The 20,730-nt window shown below is 31.7% G+C and carries 16 protein-coding genes and 5 tRNA genes; 11 read left to right on the top strand and 10 right to left on the bottom strand.

Annotation, left to right across the window (positions count from 1 at the left end; translation table 11 throughout):
• The first annotated feature begins 1 nt into the window (after position 1).
• On the top strand, positions 2-556 hold the full coding sequence (locus tag NZD85_RS13230) for a DNA-3-methyladenine glycosylase I (protein ID WP_260542280.1): 555 nt from the start codon (positions 2-4) through the stop codon (positions 554-556).
• A gap of 51 nt (positions 557-607) precedes the next feature.
• Positions 608-1,498, top strand: coding sequence for a DMT family transporter (locus NZD85_RS13225; protein WP_260542278.1), 891 nt, complete (start codon positions 608-610; stop codon positions 1,496-1,498).
• A gap of 378 nt (positions 1,499-1,876) precedes the next feature.
• On the opposite strand, the gene NZD85_RS13220 is transcribed toward NZD85_RS13225, so the two are convergent.
• The 4 genes from NZD85_RS13220 to NZD85_RS13205 are packed head-to-tail and all read right to left on the bottom strand — an operon-like array spanning position 1,877 to position 5,008.
• Entirely contained in the window at positions 1,877-2,815 is a 939-nt protein-coding gene (locus NZD85_RS13220; protein ID WP_260542276.1) for a hypothetical protein, read from the bottom strand.
• A complete protein-coding gene (locus NZD85_RS13215; protein ID WP_260542274.1) occupies positions 2,815-3,756 on the bottom strand; it encodes an SGNH/GDSL hydrolase family protein in 942 nt (313 codons plus the stop codon). The genes NZD85_RS13220 and NZD85_RS13215 overlap by 1 nt, the downstream gene beginning before the upstream one ends.
• Positions 3,753-4,205 carry a GNAT family N-acetyltransferase gene (locus NZD85_RS13210; RefSeq protein ID WP_260542272.1) on the bottom strand — a complete coding sequence of 151 codons (453 nt, stop codon included), beginning with the start codon at positions 4,203-4,205 and terminating at the stop codon, positions 3,753-3,755. Before NZD85_RS13210 ends, NZD85_RS13215 begins: the two co-directional genes overlap by 4 nt.
• A 2-nt stretch (positions 4,206-4,207) precedes the next feature.
• Positions 4,208-5,008 carry an SDR family NAD(P)-dependent oxidoreductase gene (locus NZD85_RS13205; RefSeq protein WP_260542270.1) on the bottom strand — a complete coding sequence of 267 codons (801 nt, stop codon included), beginning with the start codon at positions 5,006-5,008 and terminating at the stop codon, positions 4,208-4,210.
• Between the two features lie 121 nt (positions 5,009-5,129).
• Here NZD85_RS13205 and NZD85_RS13200 point away from each other — a divergent pair, with 121 nt between their 5' ends.
• The 6 genes from NZD85_RS13200 to NZD85_RS13175 all read left to right on the top strand — a co-directional run bounded on the left by NZD85_RS13200 (position 5,130) and on the right by NZD85_RS13175 (position 6,724).
• Positions 5,130-6,023: a lysylphosphatidylglycerol synthase transmembrane domain-containing protein gene (locus NZD85_RS13200; protein ID WP_171622364.1), complete on the top strand. Its 894-nt coding sequence runs from the start codon at positions 5,130-5,132 to the stop codon at positions 6,021-6,023.
• A gap of 125 nt (positions 6,024-6,148) precedes the next feature.
• Positions 6,149-6,223: transfer RNA gene (locus NZD85_RS13195), tRNA-Val, on the top strand.
• A gap of 50 nt (positions 6,224-6,273) precedes the next feature.
• Positions 6,274-6,348 (top strand) — tRNA-Val (locus NZD85_RS13190).
• Positions 6,349-6,398: 50 nt separating this feature from the next.
• Positions 6,399-6,473, top strand: a tRNA-Val gene (locus tag NZD85_RS13185).
• 50 nt (positions 6,474-6,523) lie between these two features.
• Positions 6,524-6,598, top strand: a tRNA-Val gene (locus NZD85_RS13180).
• Between the two features lie 51 nt (positions 6,599-6,649).
• Positions 6,650-6,724, top strand: a tRNA-Val gene (locus NZD85_RS13175).
• A 490-nt stretch (positions 6,725-7,214) separates the two neighbouring features.
• On the opposite strand, the gene NZD85_RS13170 is transcribed toward NZD85_RS13175, so the two are convergent.
• From NZD85_RS13170 to ileS, 3 genes are read right to left on the bottom strand one after another with little or no spacing between them, the layout of a single operon-like run.
• A complete protein-coding gene (locus NZD85_RS13170; protein WP_171623467.1) occupies positions 7,215-7,859 on the bottom strand; it encodes a lipoprotein signal peptidase in 645 nt (214 codons plus the stop codon).
• 9 nt (positions 7,860-7,868) lie between these two features.
• Entirely contained in the window at positions 7,869-8,255 is a 387-nt protein-coding gene (locus NZD85_RS13165; protein WP_115001530.1) for a TraR/DksA family transcriptional regulator, read from the bottom strand.
• Positions 8,256-8,259: 4 nt separating this feature from the next.
• The gene (gene ileS / locus NZD85_RS13160; RefSeq protein ID WP_260542268.1) at positions 8,260-11,667 is read right to left on the bottom strand and encodes an isoleucine--tRNA ligase; all 3,408 of its coding nucleotides are present in this window, start codon (positions 11,665-11,667) and stop codon (positions 8,260-8,262) included.
• 210 nt (positions 11,668-11,877) lie between these two features.
• Here ileS and NZD85_RS13155 point away from each other — a divergent pair, with 210 nt between their 5' ends.
• Genes NZD85_RS13155 through NZD85_RS13145 form a run of 3 tightly spaced genes read left to right on the top strand, consistent with a single transcriptional unit; the run spans position 11,878 to position 15,323 of the window.
• Positions 11,878-13,497, top strand: a complete 1,620-nt coding sequence (locus NZD85_RS13155; RefSeq protein WP_260542266.1) for a DUF4836 family protein — start codon at positions 11,878-11,880, stop codon at positions 13,495-13,497.
• The gene (locus tag NZD85_RS13150; RefSeq protein WP_260542264.1) at positions 13,487-14,128 is read left to right on the top strand and encodes an ATP-binding cassette domain-containing protein; all 642 of its coding nucleotides are present in this window, start codon (positions 13,487-13,489) and stop codon (positions 14,126-14,128) included. The genes NZD85_RS13155 and NZD85_RS13150 overlap by 11 nt, the downstream gene beginning before the upstream one ends.
• The gene (locus NZD85_RS13145) at positions 14,112-15,323 is read left to right on the top strand and encodes an FtsX-like permease family protein (protein WP_260542262.1); all 1,212 of its coding nucleotides are present in this window, start codon (positions 14,112-14,114) and stop codon (positions 15,321-15,323) included. The genes NZD85_RS13150 and NZD85_RS13145 overlap by 17 nt, the downstream gene beginning before the upstream one ends.
• A 58-nt stretch (positions 15,324-15,381) precedes the next feature.
• On the opposite strand, the gene NZD85_RS13140 is transcribed toward NZD85_RS13145, so the two are convergent.
• From NZD85_RS13140 to NZD85_RS13130, 3 genes are all read right to left on the bottom strand, one after another.
• Positions 15,382-16,044: a porin family protein gene (locus NZD85_RS13140; RefSeq protein WP_260542260.1), complete on the bottom strand. Its 663-nt coding sequence runs from the start codon at positions 16,042-16,044 to the stop codon at positions 15,382-15,384.
• Between the two features lie 201 nt (positions 16,045-16,245).
• A complete protein-coding gene (locus NZD85_RS13135) occupies positions 16,246-16,767 on the bottom strand; it encodes a hypothetical protein (RefSeq protein ID WP_125348662.1) in 522 nt (173 codons plus the stop codon).
• Positions 16,768-16,957: 190 nt separating this feature from the next.
• Positions 16,958-20,542: a glycosyltransferase family 117 protein gene (locus NZD85_RS13130; protein WP_260542258.1), complete on the bottom strand. Its 3,585-nt coding sequence runs from the start codon at positions 20,540-20,542 to the stop codon at positions 16,958-16,960.
• Between the last annotated feature and the right edge of the window lie 188 nt (positions 20,543-20,730).

The raw sequence follows: 20,730 nt of genomic DNA, 5'->3' as shown, positions 1-20,730 counted from the left end.
CATGAAAAAAACACGTTGCGCTTGGGTAAATAAAGACCAAGATTACATCGATTATCACGATAACGAATGGGGAAAACCTATAAAAGACGATAAAATTTTATTTGAATTTTTGATTCTCGAATCTTTTCAAGCGGGATTGAGTTGGTTTACTATTCTCAAAAAACGTAAAAACTTTAGAAAAGCATTTGCAAATTTTGATGTCAAAAAAGTAGCCAATTTTGATGAAGCTAAAATCGAAGAATTAGTCCAAAATGAAGGAATTATTCGTCATCGAGGAAAAATTTCTGCAGCAATCAACAATGCAAAGTTGTTTATCGAAATACAAAAAGAATTTGGATCGTTCTCTGATTTTATTTGGAGTTACGTTGACCACAAACCTATTATCAACAATTGGAACTCAATCAAAGAAGTTCCTGCAACCACAGAAATTTCGGACAAAATTGCGAAGGATTTGAAAAAACGAGGTTTTAAATTCTTTGGTTCAACAACAATTTATGCGCACATGCAAGCAACCGGAATGGTTAACGATCATACCAACGATTGCTTTTGTAAATAAATTATGTTTGTAAAAACAGCTAACTTTCGCATCTTTGCGCAAATTTAGCACATGAAAATCGAATTAAAATATTGGATTATCCTCGGTATTTTAGCTTTAACTTGGGGAAGTTCTTTTATACTAATCAAACAAGGATTGGTTTCTTACACACCCTATCAAGTAGGCGCCTTACGTCTATCTATCGCAGGAGGAATTTTAGCCATTTGGGGAATTCCAAGTTTATTTAAGATTCCAAAAAACAAATTAAAATATGTTGCATTAGCTGGTTTTTGTGGAAATTTTATTCCAATGTTTTTATTCCCAATGGCTCAAACGCACGTTTCAAGCTCTATGGCTGGAATTTTAGATTCGTTGGTTCCATTATTTATCTTGTTATTTGGCGCTTTATTTTTTAACATAAAAGGAACTAAAAATCAAATAATTGGTGCGTTGATCGGTTTTTTAGGAGCTGTTCTATTAATTGGTGGAGATGGTTTTTCAGGTGAAAACAGTTTATTACATTGTTTATTAATTGTATTAGCAACTGCTTTGTATGGACTAAATAGTTTGATTTTAACTCGCTATTTAAACGATGTACCATCATTCCAATTGTCATCAGCATTATTTACAATCTGGTTATTACCTTCTATTGTAATCTTATTTTTATCCGGTTTTTTCACTGACTTTGTTGGTACTGCTCAACAATTAGAAAGTTTGGGTTATGTCGCCATATTAGGCTTAATTGGGACTGCATTAGCAATGATTTTATTCTACAAATTAATCCAAGCCACTGGCTCGATGTTCTCCTCAATGGTCACCTATTTGATGCCGATTGTTTCTGTTTTTTGGGGATTTTTAGTTGGAGAACAAATCACATTCATGCATTTATTTGGCTTTGCTATGATATTATCGGGTGTGTATTTGACGCAGAAACCAGACAAAAAACAAATCGAAACCATTTAACAGTACTATGCGATCAATCCTCATTTATTGAAATGAGGATTTTTTATGCACATTCATTTCATAGGAGAACTTTACTTAAAGCAAGACAAGAGCATCACCGAAGAAAGATAAGAGAGTCCTCCTGGTTGAGGCGAAGTTGAGGCGGTACAAAGGCAGCATAAAGGCGGCATAGAAGCGTCATAGAACCGATACTGAACAATGACCGTGAAAGAAAATAAAGTGGCCTAAAGAGGGGTTGAAATTACGGATTTAAAAATACGATTTTTCGCTAAAAATTCCGAATCCTTCCTTTCTTCTTTCAGGTATCCCATACAAAAAGCCACTACTGGAACTTTGTTCCAACAGTGGCTTTTTGAATATGTTAATTATATAGTACACCTATCGCATATAAGGTTTTAAAGCTGTTACTAATCTTCTGGTAAACTCATCCGCCCCTTTATCGTTTAAATGGGTGGTATTGTAAAACCATTTTTGTTGATAACTGATCGAATCATCCGAATAATCCAATAAAGGCAAATCATATTTCTGTAAGGTTTTTTGGTAACGCCCTACAATTTCATCGCGGTTCAACATATACCCTTGCCCTTTGTAAAATTCTGGCGCAATCGTAAAAATCAATTGAATATTTTCTTGTTGACAACGTTGGATCAATTCTTCTAACAAAGGATACACTTCGGCATCAAATTCCGCATCTTTTGCTTTTAAATTCGCCCAATTGACATTCCATTTTCGGTTATAGGATTTAAAACCTTTTAAACGAAAATCTCCATTTTTGTCCACTTTTTCTTTTGTTGCTTTTTGAATTTCATCTTTCCAATACTTTTGGTCTTCGTATCGGTAAAAAGGAATCACATAATCTTTCCAATCGGCATTTTCATATTCTTTTAGGTACGCATATAATTTGTAATTCCATAACATAAAAGGCACGTATTGATTCGGTTGAAAAACTTCATCAATGTGCGAAAATGAAAACGTATCCAAATTCCAAACAATGGTCTGAGGATGAGGATTTTTATCCAAATACTTCAAGAAACGATAATATTGCATCTTGAATTTACTTCCGTTCAACCCTAAATTATGTGTTTTCACTCCCAATGAATCTTCCAAAATTTGAGGATTGATATGAATCATTGCACGTGAAGAACCAAAAACAGCTAAATCCACGTCTATATCCCCTTGATTCACACGGTTCCATTCTTGTACTTCACCGCTAAACAAGGCTTTCTCTTTTAACGAATTGGAATAAAGAATATCGCCAATTCCGGCTAAAAAATAAATGGCCACCAATGTGACCATAATGTATTTGAAAGGTTTCATTATCTTTTAATATAAGGTTTTATATCCTCCGCTAATTTTTTGGTGAAAATATTTGCTCCTTTTGCATTTAAATGATTAGAATTATAAAATAGATTTTTTTGATAATTCATCGAATCATTTGAATAATCAATAAAAGGAATATTATATTTTTCTGATATAGATTTATATAACTTTATAACTTCATTTCGATTAATTTGACTTTCTATCTGAGCTATATATTCTGGTGAATTTATTAAAATCACACTTGTATTCAATTTTTGCAAATCCTCTATTATTAGAAATAAATCTTGTTTTCTCAAAGAATCAACTTCTATAAAATTAGGTTTATACAATCTCTCCTTCCAAGAATAATTCATTCCTCTAAAACCTTTCACTCTACCGTTATTATGATAATTTGAATAAAAATAAATTTTATAAAGCTCTTTTAATACATCAACTTTTTGATATTTAAATTTTCTATATCTTATCATTGGAAAATACAAATCAAAATAATTAAATTCTAACTCCTTTCCGACAATATCATATATACTTTTTCGATATAACATCAATGGAATAAATTGTTCTGGATTAAAGACTCTTGCTTTTTCAAGAGAAGTAATGTCTAAATTAATAATTACATTTTTAGGATGACTTCCAATGCTAATAAGTTCATCATGCCTAAATTTTTGTAATTCTATCTTTTGACCATTAAATCCTAAATTATAAGAATTTAATTTTAACTCTTTGTCTAATATTATCGGATTTAAATGAACGTAACCCCTAGAAGATCCATAAATAACTAAGTCTTCATCTATTTTTTTATTATAAATATCATTCCAAGTATTTAGTTCTCCTTCATACAAGCTACTTCTTAAAAATGATTTTGAAATAAAAACATCTATCATTAATGCTAAAACATAAATGATTAATACTCCTAATAATATCCTTTTTAGAAATTTCATTTTCTTAACATTTCGATATGTGGAATATCGTCTTCTAAATATTCTTCCGACACTTGTTTGAAGCCAAAAATTGAATAAAATTCTTTCAAATAAGATTGTGCAGAAATACGAATTGAAGATGTTTTAAATTGATTTTCGATTACTTGAACAGAATTTTTCATTAATTGTTTTCCCAAACCATAACGACGAAATTTCGGATTTGTAATTACACGACCAATAGACGGTTCGTTTTCGTATGAAATTCCTTTTGGTACAATTCGAGAATACGCTGCAACCTCATCTCCAATTGTTGCCCAAAGATGTCCACAAACCAAATCCTTATCATCGCAATCTTGGTAAATACAATCTTGTTCGATCACAAAAACGTCGTTTCGTAATTGAATTATTTTATATAGCTCTTTTGAAGTTAATTCTTCAAACGATTTAAAATGCCAAATAATTTCATCCATCCTTAATCTAATTTTGAATATTTTGCGATAATATTTTCGAACATTTTTTGAGGCAAAATATTTTTCAACGTAACCGAAAATTTTTGCATCGATTTCCCAATATAATAATGTGGTTTCAAATTCTTTTGAGCCATAATATTTTCAATAATTGGAATCAAATCTTCTGTTGGTGTACCATCTTGTACTTCGTGATCAATATCTGCTACCATCGCATCATATCTTTTTTCATAAAATTTTGACACAAATGTTTTGACACGACTTTCAGCAATATTGGTTTTGATATCACCAAAATTTAGTGTTGTAATTTCTACTCCAGTATGACGATTTTCTAAACGAGCTGATTCTATCAACCGATCTATCATCGCTTTTGAAGCTGAATAATAACCTCTAAAAGGCAATCCATTGTTACTCGCAATCGATGATACATTCAGAATATAACCACTTTTTTGATCGCGCATAATTGGCAAAACTTCTTGCATCGTATAAATTGATCCATACACATTTACAGCCAACAATTTTTCGATATCTGCTTTCGAAGCATCTTCCACAGCACCTAACATTCCAATTCCTGCATTGTTAATCAATACATCAATGTGATGATTTGTCTCCAAATAAATCTGCTGAAAACTACGTTTTACATTTTCTTTATCGGTTACATCTGTTGCAATGTGCTTGAATTTTTCTTGACCTTTAGCCGTTCTTGATAAACCATAAACTTGATGACCTTTATCGTGAAAATAATTGGCCAAAGTCAATCCCACACCCGAAGAAGAGCCCGTAATTACAATAACTTTTGATTGCATGATTCGATTAATTTAACCGCAAAACTACATAATATCAACTAAATATTTGTAGATAAATATTTTTTTGAAGGATTAATAGAAGATTCTCTAAATTTGTACGTCAATTTTCAAAAGAATTCAATTGAATCCGAAAACTAAAAAATACATCATTACAGGAATTAAACTTACAATTAGTATTGCTTTAATCTATTATATATTTTTTGTAAAACTACATATCTTCGATATTTTTAGCCATTACAAAAATGCCAATTGGATTTATATTTTTATTGCCGTAATTCTGTACGTTATTTCACAAGCCTTATCTGTCTTTCGATTAGATTATTATTTTCGAGATATCCATCTTGATTTATCTTATAAATCAAACGCACGCTTGTATTTCTTAGGAATGTTTTACAACACTTTTGTTCCGGGTGGAATTGGCGGCGATGCGTACAAAGTTTATGTTTTAAATAAAAATTATAAAATTAGTTTAAAGAAAATTTCTCAAGCTGTTTTTCTCGATAAAATTATTGGACTTTCAGCAATGTTGCTCATTATTGTATTTTTAGTTTTCTTATCTAATCTAACAGATTATCCATGGATACAATATGGTTCTTTAGCCATTTCTCTGATTGGTTTTATTACTGTTCCTTTTATTTTAGGTTTAATTTTCCCTATCCATAAACGTACTTTTTACAACTCGATGATTTATTCTATTGTTTTACAACTGATACAAGTTGGTATGTTGTATTTTGTTTTGGAAGGATTGAATATTCATCCCGAGAATTTCAGTATTTATTTATTGATTTTTTTAATATCAGGAATTTTATCGATTATTTCGTTTAGTGGTTTCGGAATTAGAGAAGCAGTGTTTATGTACGCAGCTCAACGATTTCATTTCGATGAAACTTTAGCAACAAGTGCAGCATTTATTTTCTCTATTATCACCATTTCAATTTCATTTATTGGGATTATTTACTTGTTTAAAGGAGTCAAAATAGAGGAGAAAAAGAAAAAGACGAAAATTTCTTTTTAAAATCTTAAAATTATTTATTTGAAATGAAAAGAGTTATGATAAAAGTGTGAATTTTATTTTAAATTTTTCATTTTAACTATTTGGATTATTCAAAAACAGCCCTATATTTGCAATCCAATTACGAAGGTCTCTTAGCTCAGCTGGTTCAGAGCACCTGCCTTACAAGCAGGGGGTCACTGGTTCGAATCCAGTAGGGACCACTTTTTAGACAATAAGAAGTCTATTCGAAAAAAATCTTAAATGAACCTTAGGTCTCTTAGCTCAGCTGGTTCAGAGCACCTGCCTTACAAGCAGGGGGTCACTGGTTCGAATCCAGTAGGGACCACTTTTTAGACAATAAGAAGTCTATTCGAAAAAAATCTTAAATGAACCTTAGGTCTCTTAGCTCAGCTGGTTCAGAGCACCTGCCTTACAAGCAGGGGGTCACTGGTTCGAATCCAGTAGGGACCACTTTTTAGACAATAAGAAGTCTATTCGAAAAAAATCTTAAATGAACCTTAGGTCTCTTAGCTCAGCTGGTTCAGAGCACCTGCCTTACAAGCAGGGGGTCACTGGTTCGAATCCAGTAGGGACCACTTTTTAGACAATAAGAAGTCTATTCGAAAAAAATCTTAAATTGAACCTTAGGTCTCTTAGCTCAGTTGGTTCAGAGCACCTGCCTTACAAGCAGGGGGTCACTGGTTCGAATCCAGTAGGGACCACAGTAAAAACTCCTTTCAAGCATTTGAAAGGAGTTTTTTTATGTTATTTTTTATTGAATAATGATTTATAAGGAATTAGAAATAAGATTAAAATTAGAACAGAAAAAACAACTCCTTTTTTACTATGTTCGAAAGAATGATAATCTATAAATTCATCGTTTTTATCTGAATAATATAATTCATATTTATACATGGTTCACTTAATATTTTAGTATTATAATTTTTATCATTATATAAAAATGTAATTGAATAAGCTCCATTACCTACACCACAGTTCATTTCTGATACAGTTATTTCTTTCTTGTTTTTATCATTTATCACTAAATCATTTACCCTTAAGGTATAAATTTCATAAAACGAGAAAATAAACAATACAAAAGCTATTAAAAGTTGATTTTTAAAATAAAATTTATTCATCTATTTAATTATAAATGCCATCGAATACAAACATAAAAAATCCTCGATAATTAATTATCGAGGATTTATCTTTTTAAAATCTTAATCTTACACCATTATCGGTTGTAAAGGCTTTTTTACGGAAAAGGAATAAACTAAGTCCTCCTATAAAAATAGCCGAATCTGCGATATTAAATACAGGCTGAAAGAACTTATAATGTTGTCCACCTATAATTGGTATCCAAGTAGGCCAATCGAACTCTACAATTGGAAAATAAAGCATGTCTACGACACAACCAGTAAACCATCCAGAATAACCAGCAAAGTTTGCTTGAGCAATTCCTTGATAACCTACCCAGTCTTGAAACATATCATTGTATGTCGTTCCTTTATCGAAAATAACACCATAAAAAATTCCGTCAATTACATTCCCAATTGCACCTGCCAAAACAAGCGCAATCGGAATGATAAAGAAATTATTATTTAGTTTTTTCGCCCATGCATTAATATAGTAGATAATCATACCGATTAGCACAATACGTAGAAGTGATAAAAGGATTTTGCCTGTTTCTCCTCCGAAATGCATCCCATAGGCCATTCCTGGATTTTCTACAAATGCTATTTTAAACCAACCCAAAACATCTACATCTTCACCTAAAAAAAAGTGTGTTTTAACGTAAAATTTCGAGATTTGGTCAATGATTAAAACCAAAATGGTAATGAGTACTACTTTTTTCAAAACTCTGTATTAACGTTGCATATTCTTAGCTTCGATGCTTAATGTAGCATGCGGAACTAATTTCAAACGATCTTTATTAATTAATTTTCCTGTTACACGGCAAATACCGTATGTTTTGTTCGAAATACGTAACAATGCATTTTTTAGGTCACGAATAAATTTATCTTGACGTGCTGCTAATTGTGCATTTTGTTCTTTCGACATTGTTTCAGAACCTTCCTCAAACGCTTTGAAAGTTGGAGACGTATCGTCTGTACCGTTGTTACTATCGTTTGTGTAAGCTTCTTTCAATAATTCATAATCTTTTATCGCTTGATCTAATTTCTCTTGAATTATTGCTCTAAACTCTTCCAATTCTGCGTCAGAGTATCTTACTTTTTCATCTGTTGTTGCCATACGCTTACAATTTAGTAATCGCAATTTGCGTTATCAAGCCATTAATTTCAACCTCTGCCCCATTCGCAACTTCATCTTGTAACACAAGATCGTTTGCTAATGTCTCAGAACAAATGTAATCTTTGTTTTGCTCGACAGCATTTACGATTGATTCATCATTTTTTAAATTAAGTATAATTTTGTCGGTTACTTCTAATCCGGTTTCTTTACGTAGATTCTGAATTCTATTTACCAATTCACGGGCAACACCTTCATTAATTAACTCTTCAGTTAATTGTAAATCAAGCGCCACCGTTAGAATAGCATTAGAAGCAACAGTCCATCCTGGGATGTCTTTTGTTGCGATTTCAAAATCTTCTACATCTAAAGTTAATGTTTTGTTATCAATTAACAAATCAATTTGTCCAGATTGCTCTAATTTAACAATTTGTTCATTCGTGATTTGCGCTGTAGCAGCGGAAATAGCTTTCATTTCTTTTCCATATTTCGGCCCTAAAGTCTTGAAATTAGGTTTGATAGATTTCACTAAAAGATTTGAAGCTTCTTCGTTTGTTAATAATTGAATTTCTTTAACATTAACTTCTTGTTTTAATAATTCAGATACAGCTTCTAAATTTGCTTTCATTGTATCATTCAACACAGGAATCATTACTTTTTGTAATGGCTGACGTACTTTGTTATCACTCAATTTACGAAGCGATAAAATCATACTTGTCGCTGTTTGTGCTAAATGTGTTTGTTCTTCTAATTGAGATTTAATCAATGACTCATCTACAACTGGGAAATCTGCTAAGTGAACAGATTCTGCTGCATTCTTAGCTGTTGCTGCATTAAGATCTTTGTATAAACGATCCATAAAGAACGGAGCAATTGGCGAACCTAATATAGAAATTGTTTCTAAAACAGTATACAATGTTTGATATGCTGCTACTTTATCTTTTGAGTAATCACCTCTCCAGAAACGTCTTCTTGATAAACGAACGTGCCAATTTGATAAATTATCAATAACAAATTCTTGGATTGCACGAGCTGCTTTCGTTGGTTCATAATCCGATAAAAAGCCATCAACTTTCTTCGTTAAGGTATTCAATTCAGAAATAATCCATTGGTCTAATTCAGCTCTTTCATTTACTGGTATTTCTTCTTCAGCGAAAGTAAATCCATCAACATTCGCATATAAAGCGAAAAATGAATACGTATTGTATAATGTTCCGAAGAATTTACGACGAACTTCATCAACACCAGCTAAATCAAATTTCAAATTTTCCCATGGCTGTGCATTTGCAATCATGTACCAACGCGTTGCATCAGGACCGTATGTTGCCAATGTATCAAATGGATCTACTGCGTTACCCAAGCGTTTTGACATTTTTTGACCATTCTTGTCTAATACCAATCCATTTGACATCACATTTTTGTATGCCTTCGAATCGAAAACCAATGTTCCAATTGCGTGTAATGTATAAAACCAACCACGAGTTTGGTCTACACCTTCTGCAATAAAATCGGCAGGATACATTGTTCCATTATCAATCAATTCTTTATTTTCGAATGGATAGTGCACTTGCGCATAAGGCATTGCTCCAGAATCAAACCATACATCAATTAAATCAGCTTCACGTTTCATTGGTTTTCCTGAAGCTGAAACTAATGTGATTTCATCTACTACATTTTTGTGTAAGTCGATTAAATCATAGTTTTCTTCTGCCATGTTTCCAATTTCGAAATTTTTGAAAGGATTCGATTGTTGAACACCTGCTGCAATTGATTTTTCAATCTCAGTAATCAATTCTTCAACAGAACCGATAACAGTTACTTCGTCCCCATCTTCTGTTCTCCAAATTGGTAATGGAATTCCCCAATAACGAGAACGAGACAAGTTCCAATCATTGGCATTTTCTAACCAATTTCCGAAACGACCTTCTCCTGTTGCTTTTGGTTTCCAATTGATTTCTTTATTCAATTCAACCATACGGTCTTTAACGTCCGTTACTTTGATGAACCAAGAGTCTAATGGATAATATAAAATTGGTTTGTCTGTTCTCCAACAATGTGGGTAACTGTGTTTATATTTTTCTACTTTGAACGCTTTGTTTTGCTCTTTCAATAAAATCGCGATTTCTACATCAACCGATTTTTCTGGCGCAGCTCCATCGTCATAGTATTCATTTTTCACATATTTACCTCCGTAACCTTCTGGTAATTCAGCTACAAAACGACCTTGTAAATCAACTAAAGGAACAGCATTACCATGGTTATCCAATACTAACATTGGTGGAACACCTGCATCTTTTGCTACTTTAGCGTCATCTGCTCCAAAAGTAGGCGCAGTATGAACGATACCTGTACCATCTTCAGTAGTTACGAAATCTCCTGGAATAACTTGAAATGCATTTTCTGCATCTTCATAAGGTAACGCCCAAGGCAATAATTGCTCATAGCGTGTTCCTACTAAATCAGCTCCTTTGTATTCACCAACAATTCTATAAGGAATTGTTTTATTCCCAGCAGCATAAACTTTGAAATCTTCTTCTGTTTCTGCTAAGAAATATGGTTTTCCAAATTGTTTTGACACCAATGGTTTTCCTAAAATTACACGAATTGGCTCGAATGTATATTGATTGAATGTTTCAACCACTACATAATCTATTTTTGGACCAACAGTCAATGCTGTATTCGAAGGTAAGGTCCAAGGAGTTGTTGTCCAAGCTAAGAAATACACATCTCCATCAAAATCATTGAATAAATCTGTTGAGTCTTTCTTTACTTTAAATTGAGCAACAATTGTTGTATCTGTTACGTCTTGATATGTTCCTGGTTGATTTAACTCGTGCGAAGACAAACCTGTACCAGCTTTAGGAGAATATGGTTGAATGGTATAACCTTTGTACAACAAATCTTTGTTGTAAATTTGTTTTAACAACCACCAAACAGACTCCATATATTTTGGTTTGTATGTGATGTATGGATCTTCCATATCCACCCAATAACCCATTTTTTCAGTCAAATCATTCCACAAATCAGTGTAACGCATTACTGTACGTTTACATGCTTCGTTATATTCTTCAACTGTAATTTTAGTTCCGATATCTTCTTTCGTGATTCCTAATTCTTTTTCAGTTCCCAATTCTACTGGTAAACCGTGTGTATCCCAACCTGCTTTACGGAAAACTTGTTTTCCTTTTAACGTTTGGTAACGACAAAATATATCTTTGATAGAACGTGCTAAAACGTGGTGAATTCCTGGCTTTCCGTTTGCAGAAGGAGGACCTTCATAAAACACAAAAGATGGATTTCCATCACGTGTAGAAATACTTTTTTCAAAAACATTATTTTGTTTCCAATCTTCTAACGTTTCTTTTGAGACTTGTACCAAGTCTAAGTGCTTATATTCTCTAAACTTTTTTGCCATCGAATTCTTTGTTATTTCTTCTAAATCAAGGAGTGCGAATATAAGAAATTTTTACATATTTTATTGTTATAGAAACGAAAATCATATTAAATATTGCTTAAATTTATCCCATTATTAGAGTTTTAACCTATTTTAATTCAAAATACATTTTTTATAAACTTACATCTTTCAAATCAATTATTTAACAATAAAGCAACATACAATTTTCTTATGAAAAAAAGGTTCAACTATTATTCAATTCTCTTTCTACTTTTGCTTTTTACAAGTTGTTCTAAAAACGAAGATTACACCGTTTTAATTCCGACCGATGCAGATTTTGTTGCGTTAATCAATCCAAAATCTATTGCCGAAAAAGGCAATTTCAATGAAATAAATCAATACAAATTTTACCAATTAGCTGAAAATGAAATCAAAAATCAAGATCCAACTTTTGATAAATTATTCAACCAAATAAAAGACAATCCTACTTCAGCAGGCATTGATATCATTAGTCCAATCTATCTTTTTGGACAAAAAATAAATGGAAAAAATATGGTCGCATTAATTACGAATATGCGCGATAAAGATCAATTCGAAGAACATCTTACAACTATTTATAAAGGAATAAATAAAAAAGAAATTTCGTTTGAAAAGAAAGATGGATTTACAACGATTTCTGGGTTTGATAAACCTTTTATGGCATGGAACAAATCTCAATTTTTACTAATTGTTTCTGAATTTGGAGTTGGAGAGAAAGCTATTCAAGATTATTTTACGAAAATTATTAACGACAAACATTCGCTTGCGAAGGAAAATAATAGTTTTGGAGATTTTGTCAAAAACTCGCAGGACATCAACATTTGGTACACTGGAAATTTTTTGAAAAACTTTTCGAAAACTGAAAACAAAAGCAAGAAAAACCTTGATTTCACAAAAAGTTCGTGGGTCAATTTTTTTTCTTTTACTTCGGACGGAATTAGTTTTACACAGAAATTTCATCCCGATGCGATTACAAAAGTCGAATTAGCAAAACGTCCGATGTGGAAATCAAAAATTAATACCGATTTTTTTAAATTTTTCCCTGCGCAAAGTTACATGAACATTGGTTTAGGAATTTATCCTGCAAATACACGTTATGTTTTCGAAGATCAAAATTTCTTGACTACTTTTTTAGAACAATATGAAATTGATTTAAACAAATTAGAACAAAGTTTTGAAGGTGAAGCTTTGTTTAGTGTTTATGATTTTGAAATCGGAAAAGCATTCAATCCAAATGATTTTTTTGGTAAGAAAGAAGCTTTTATCAAGCAAGTTGTTTATCCACAATTTGTTTTAGGTGGAAAAATGAAAAATGATATTTTCTTCAAGGATTTTTTAAAATCTCATCAGCAAAACATTCAGAAAATTGGTCCCTATTACATGTTACCGATTTCGACAAACATGAAAATTTACATGACGTACAAAAATAATTTATTGTACATCACCAATAATCAATCAATCATGAATCAATTTTTAAACAACATGATAAGCTCTTCAAATTTTGTCACTTCAAAATTTGCTACAAATGCTTCAAATCCGATGTTTGGTTATGTCAATCTTAATTTTGATCAATATCCAAAGGAGGTTCAAAACTACATTTACCAACAAATTCCTTTTGGAAATACAAAAGAAATTCAAAAAGTTTTATTCAACTTTAATTATATTGATTACCGTGTTTCAAATGAATATACTAAAACTGGAAAAATACATATGAAGAAAACGGATAAAAATAGTTTAGAAGTTATTTTCTTGCTTTTAGATGAAGCCTATTCTTTATTTTTCAATCAAGCGCAACAACAAAATGGAAATTAAAATTAGTCAACTTGTTCCTCATCCACTCAAGGAATTTGGGTTTGAACAATCTGAGATTTGGAAAAACGAGTATACTTTTTCTAGTGGAAATATTTATCAAATTGTTGCGCATTCTGGCGTTGGTAAATCAACGTTGATAAATATTTTGTACGGCGATCGGAAAGATTATGATGGAGAAGTTTTGTTTAACGGACAAACTATTAAGAATTATTCTTTGAATGATTGGACAAAAATTAGACGCGAAAAAATAGCCTATGTTTTTCAAGGTTTGCATTTATTTGAAGAATTAACTTTAATGGAAAACATTCAATTAAAAAATGTCTTGACGCAACATCGAACAGAAAATCAAATCATCGAATGGATAGAAAAAGTTGGATTAAAAAGTCATTTACATCAAAAAGCTGTTCATCTTTCTTATGGTCAACGTCAGCGAATTGCGGTAATTCGTGCACTTTGTCAACCGTTTGATTTTTTACTTTTAGATGAACCTTTTAGTCATTTGGACGAAGTTAATCAACAACTTTTGATTGATTTGGTAACTGAAGAAGCTGCAAAAAATAAGGCTGGAATCATTTTTACCAGCTTACACGAAATTCACGATAAACGCCTTTCAAATGTCATTCAACTCTAAAAATTTAATCGAAAAATTAGTTCGTAAAAACCTAAGTATCTTACGAATTACAACCTTTTGTTTTTTCTCTATTATCGGTTTTTTTATCTTGATTTTGGCTGGAACAATTTATTTAGATTATGCTAAAAATTTTGGTGAAGATAGCTCAGTTTGGAAAGCGAATTATATCGTTTTGAATAAGAAGATTTCGTCTTTACAAACATTAACCGGAGAAAAGCCAAGCTTTAATGAAGACGAAATCGAGGAACTAAAATCGCAGAATTTTACTGCAAAAGTCGGAACTTTCAAAAGCAGTCAATTTCCTGTAAAATTACAAGTTGGTGGAATTGCTGGAATTCGAGGTTTTTCAACTGATTTATTTTTTGAGTCTGTACCAAAAGATTTTATAGAAGTTGATCAATCGGATTGGAAATGGCAAGAAGGTCAAGATTTTATACCGATTATTATCCCGAAAAGTTACCTCAACTTATATAATTTTGGGTTTGCAACAAGTCAAGGATTACCGCAAGTTTCTGAAAGTTTGTTTACCAAAATTCCTTTTCAGTTGATTATAGGTAAAGATGAAAATCAAAAAATCTATCAAGCACGAATTGTTGATTTTACCACAAAAATTAACACTATTTTAGTTCCTGAAAACTTTTTAGAATGGGCGAATCAAACCTATGCATCGCAAAAAACAGCACAACCATCTCGTCTTGTAGTCGAAACTAAATCACAAGGAGATGAAAATGCTTCCATTTATTTTGAGCAACATAATTATGATATCAACAAGGATGAATTGAAAAATAATGAATTGACTTATTATTTAAAATTAGCGTTTTCGTTGGTTCTATTTATTGGTCTAATCATTGTTTTTGCAGCAATATGGTTAATGATTATTAATTTCCAATTGATGATTGAAAAGAATAAACATAAGACAAAAGATTTATTTTTGATTGGATACAACATCAATCAATTGGCTCGTCCTTATCTTAAATTTTCGATTATTTTCATGTTGGTAAGTTATATAATTTCGATACCGTTGGTTTATTTCGTCTTAAATATCATCAATGAAAAAGTTGGGAAATTTATGACCATTGAATCTTCACATGTTTGGGAAGTGATAGGTTTTGGATTGATTATCGTCTTCTTTTTATTCATCTTAAATAAAATTATCTTAAGCCAATCGATTAAAAAAATTGCGTTAAAAGAATAAAAAAAGAAAAGGATTCTACCAGAAGTAGAATCCTTTTTATTTAAACAAATATTCTCGATTAGAACGAATATCCCACACCTAAAGAGAAAGAATGATTTTTCACATCTGCTCCAGTAGCTGTTCCATTGTTAACATTTTCTGTTATTTTAGTTAACCCCATGTAGTATCTTGCTCCAACATTGATATTATCTGTCACATTGTATCCTAAACCAAAATTAACACCAAAATCAAAATTCTTTATATCATCTTTGATATCTTGTTTTCCTTCTGTTGTGTAAACGGTATTGTTTGCATAAATACTTGTTTGCTGTTTGTTGCTTGCGTACATGTTAAATCCAAATTGAGGTCCAGCTTCTACATTGAAACGCGATGCTCCTGGATAATATTTGAACATTACTGGAACTTGAATATAATCTAAGGTTGTTTTATTTTTAGTTTTTACCGTTGTATTCCCAACTTCTGTTACTTCATCTTTCAACTTTCCTCCTATTCGAGCAAAATTAACCTCTGGTTGAACTGCAAAACGTTCTGTTAATGGAAAATGACCGTAAAGACCTGCGCTAAAACCTACTTTGTAATCATTATCTTTCACATCTTTTCCATTAAATGAAGACATATTTACACTTGATTTAATACCAAATTGTGCAGATGTTGTTTTTTCTTGTGCGCTCAAACTAACAACTCCTAACATTGCAGCAGCAATAAAAAATATTTTTTTCATCTTTTAAATTTTATAGTTCTAATTATGATGTATGCATAATTTCAAGTCTTGTGCCAAATAATGTTAAAAAAGAGTACTACAAATATTAATTAACTCATATTAAATATATTAATCATTTAATTTTAACATTCATAAAAGCATATTAATAAAAAAAAGCTACATCTTTCGATATAGCTTTTATAAATTATACGTTATTTTCTATTAGAATTTATAAGCAAAACCAACAGATACTGCATTATATTTCCAATCTACAGTGTTATTATTTTCTGGACCAGCAGAAATTCCTTTATACCCTGCATATAAATCCCATGTTGAAGCAGAATAGCCAATTTTAGGCTGCCAAAATAAACCTCCTTCATAACCGTCAGTTGTAGCGAAAGCATAACCTAAATCAGCACCTACAAATAAATTATTTCCAAACTCGTATTTAGCTGTTGCTGCTAATGGAATAAATCCAACATCATCTTTTTCAGCTACAACTACATTATTAATTTTATACTCTTTTCCAATAAAATGATCATAACCTACTTTAGCACCTAATTTAAAGTTATTTGCAATAGGATGTAAATAAGCTAAATCTACTCCGATATTAAATGAAGATACATCTGCTGTCTCTCCTACTGGAATACCTACGTGAACTGTACCTTCTACTCCTGTTGTTTGCGCTGAAACTCCAACCATACCTGCTACTGCGAAAGCAGCTGTTAATAATACTTTTTTCATTTTTATAATGTTTTAAAATATTTACAATTTTGTTAAACTTATTTGTGTAATTTCAATTTATGTGCCAAACTGATAATTTTAAAACTGATAAATAGCGCAAAAATTAACAAAACATTCATAATCAAAATATTATTAAACAAAAAAAGCTCCAAAATACATTTGGAGCTTTTATAAAATATATTAGTTTGACTTATTGTCCTACCATTTTATACAAAACGTCTTGTTGTTGTTTCGCATAATTGGTATCAATTTCCGCAGCTACACCAATCATTTCATCTAAATAATTAAATTGATTCATGATTTTCGCTTGATCTGCAGCGTCAACTTTACCATCAGCAATAACTGCTTGATATAAATTTTCGAACTTTTTCAAGATTGGATTATATGCAGTTTCAAAAACTTTTAGAGCTTTCTCTTTATCACCTCTTTCTCCTAAAGCAGAAGCTTCGTTGTAAATAGACATCATCAAATCGTTTTTTGCTGAAGCTAAATCAGATCCAACCGAATAACCTTTTCCAGAAGGCAGTGACTCGAAGAAGGCGATTTTCGCATTGGCTTGTTTACGAACATGAGCAAACAAATCTTGTGCTTTTTTATCCTCTCCAGCTTTCAAATAAATACCTGCTATTCTACTTACTCCATAACCAATGTCATATTTTGCTAAAGCAGGAATTTCTAACATCACTTTATCCAATACTTGAATCGCTTCTTTTTTACGTCCAGCATTCAATAAATCATCTGCTAAACGAACTGCAGTATTTCTATACGAAGATGTATAATTACGTTCTGTTAAGCTAAAAGATGCATCGGGATTATTGTACCCAGACCATTTATATGAATTGAAGGTTCTTAACAACATATTGTTATCAGAAGCTCCAATAATTCCACCTTTACCAAATGGTGTATAAATCGGAACTAATTTATAGCTCATCCCTGCATTCAGTAAATAATCATTCATATAGAACGTATTTTCTGGATCAGAAATTCCACCTCCACTGAAATAAATAGGACGATCCCAATTGTATTTTGCCATCATTGACAACAATAATAAATTGTTTTTGAATAAACTTGAAGACTTGATATTAATTGTGATCGAATCGACCATTTTATCAGCATCTTTTGGATTTACAATTCCATATTTCAATGCGTTTTCTTTATTCACTGGAACCACAATTTTTGAAACAGGTAAATAGTTTGCACCACCAATCGGATAACCAAAATAATCTGCTAAAGCTTGTTTCTCTGGTGATTTATTATTCAAAATAAAATCCATCGCTTCTTTCGCTGTCATACTATCTGTTTCCAAATATTTTTGTAGCGGTTTCAGACTATTGTAAACTGTCATTACTTGGTTGGGATCGATTTCTGGGTCAACAAAGTATTTTGAAACTTGATCAATAGGCATTTCACTCAAGGATTCTAATGTTTGATTAGATTCAGGATTGATAAAGCTATTTAATTGATCAAAAATATTTTTGATAGCACCTCCTACCACAAAAATTTGATCATTTGTTCCCGATTGATAATCTTTCGGTTGCAAATCACTTGGAAGAGCTTCTGCATTGTAAGTTTTACGTAGCAATTGTTCTAAATTCCAAGGAGACGCTGCTAACGTTAAGTTTGCAATTTTTACATCATCACGGAAGTTCTCCGTCTCTTGTAATCCCCAAAGTGGATAAGTATCGTTATCACCATACACAAATAAAATGGCGTTTTTATCTAATGGATTAAGATAATTGTACGCTAATGAATAAGCCACAGAACGCTCTGAACGATCATGATCATCCCAGTTTTGCGCTCCCATTAAAATTGGAATTCCAGCTAAAACTACCGTTGTACCTATTGCTAAAGAAGGCTTTAAATCTTTTTTCATCAATTTCTGAATCAATAAATAAACACCTTGTACACCTAAACCGACCCAAATTGAAAACGCATAAAAACAACTTACTAAAGCATAATCACGTTCACGGGGTTCGAAAGGTTTAACAGAAGTATAGAAAATAATTCCGACACTTGTTAGAATAAACAAGGACAACAAAGCCCACCAATTGACAAAATTTCGATTTAACTGAGTAAATAAACCGATTAAACCTAAGATTAATGGTAACATGAAATAAACATTTGTCCCATCATTTATATATTCGTCAGGTAATTTAGATTGATCACCTAAACGCGGTGTATCAATAAACGGAATACCTGAAATCCAATTCCCTTTTGTAATTTCGAAATTACCTTCTAAATCGTTTTGACGACCAGAGAAATTCCACATAAAGTAACGGATAAACATATAATTAATTTGATAATCAACAAAATAATTAAATTGTTCACCAAATGTTGGCGGTTCGATATCTAAAATCTCTCCATATTTCTTAAGCTCTGCAACTTTTAATTGTCTATTTTGACGTTTCTCCACCAATTGTGCATACATCTGCTGTGCTTCTTCATCACCTGCATATTGTGCATTTAAAGAGAATTTTGGAAAAGCATAAACAGCTGCATAATTCTCCATCACACTTGGATCTGGACTAAACATTTTCGGGAAGAATTTCACATATTTATCTTCATATTTATAGTCTAATCGATCCGAAACTTTTAAATACTTTCCGGTGCGTTTATCTTTGATATATTCAGAGCTACGAACAGAACTTTCTGGAGCACCATTGGTATCACGCTTAATTCCATCACTTGCAATATGAGCCGTAAAAACTGGACCATACATTGTTGGCCATGTACCATATTGTTCACGATTAAAATAATCTAAAACACCTAAAGCTGTATCAGGATCATTTAAATTCATGTGTGGATTTGCATTGGCTCGAATTGGAATGACTAACCAACAAGAGAAACCAATCAACATAAAAATGATACACCATGAAATGGTATTTAATAAAGCTGAACCATATTTCTGCGTTAATTTGATTGCGAAGTAGAAAGCTGCAATTAAAATAATTGTTGCGATAATTGTACCTGAATTAAAAGGCATTCCTAAATTATTCACGACATAAATCTCTGTTCTTCCAAAGAATGTCATGACAACTGGGAAAATAATCTTGAAAACAAAGATTAAAATTACCAACGTAATTACATTCGCTAACAAAAAGCTTTTAACTGTAAATTTATATTTTCGTGCATAATAAACGAAACAAACTGCCGGAATTGCTAACATTGCCATTAAGTGAACACCAATTGATAATCCAATAACCAATGAAATAATCACCAACCATTTATTACCTCGAGGCGTGTCTGCCACTTGATCCCATCGTGTAATCAACCAAAATAGTAAAGCGGTAAAGAAGGATGCCATCGCATATACTTCACCTTCTACAGCCGAAAACCAAAAGGTATCGCTAAACATAAAAACTGCTGCACCAACTAAACCACTTCCTAATGCAATGATTTTTTGAGAAGTACTCATCTCTATTTCATCTACATTAATTGGATCTTGTGTTTTTGCAAACATTTTTCGAACAAAATAAGTAATCGTCCAAAACAATAACATAATCGTTCCTGCACTATATAAGGCAGATGTACTGTTGATTAAAATTGCATATTTACTGCCATCCCCAAATGCTAAGCCTGACCAAACCGCTCCGACAATTTGAAACAAAGCTGCACCTGGTGCATGCGTAATTCCTAATTTTGCTGATGATACAATGTACTCACCACAATCCCATAAACTTAGGTAGCGTTCCATCGTCGAAAGGTATAAAACCGAGGCAATCAAGAACATAACTAAACCTAAGATGTTATTCCATTTTTTGAAATTTATCTCCATCTTATTCAATAAACTATCTTGCGAAAATAAGATAAAATTTTGATATAGTTTAGGATTGAAAAGATTAAATTCTGATTAGAATCACTTTAATGCAATAAACATTTTTCAAAAGTATCTGAACAGATTTTCGGATTTTTACTCTTTTAAAGATCATATTAATAAAACATCAATTCAATTAAAAACATCAT

This window comes from Empedobacter stercoris (assembly GCF_025244765.1).
GTDB lineage: Bacteria > Bacteroidota > Bacteroidia > Flavobacteriales > Weeksellaceae > Empedobacter > Empedobacter stercoris.
Note: the sequence above shows the minus strand (reverse complement) of the source record. Positions and strands in the feature narration are given on the sequence as shown.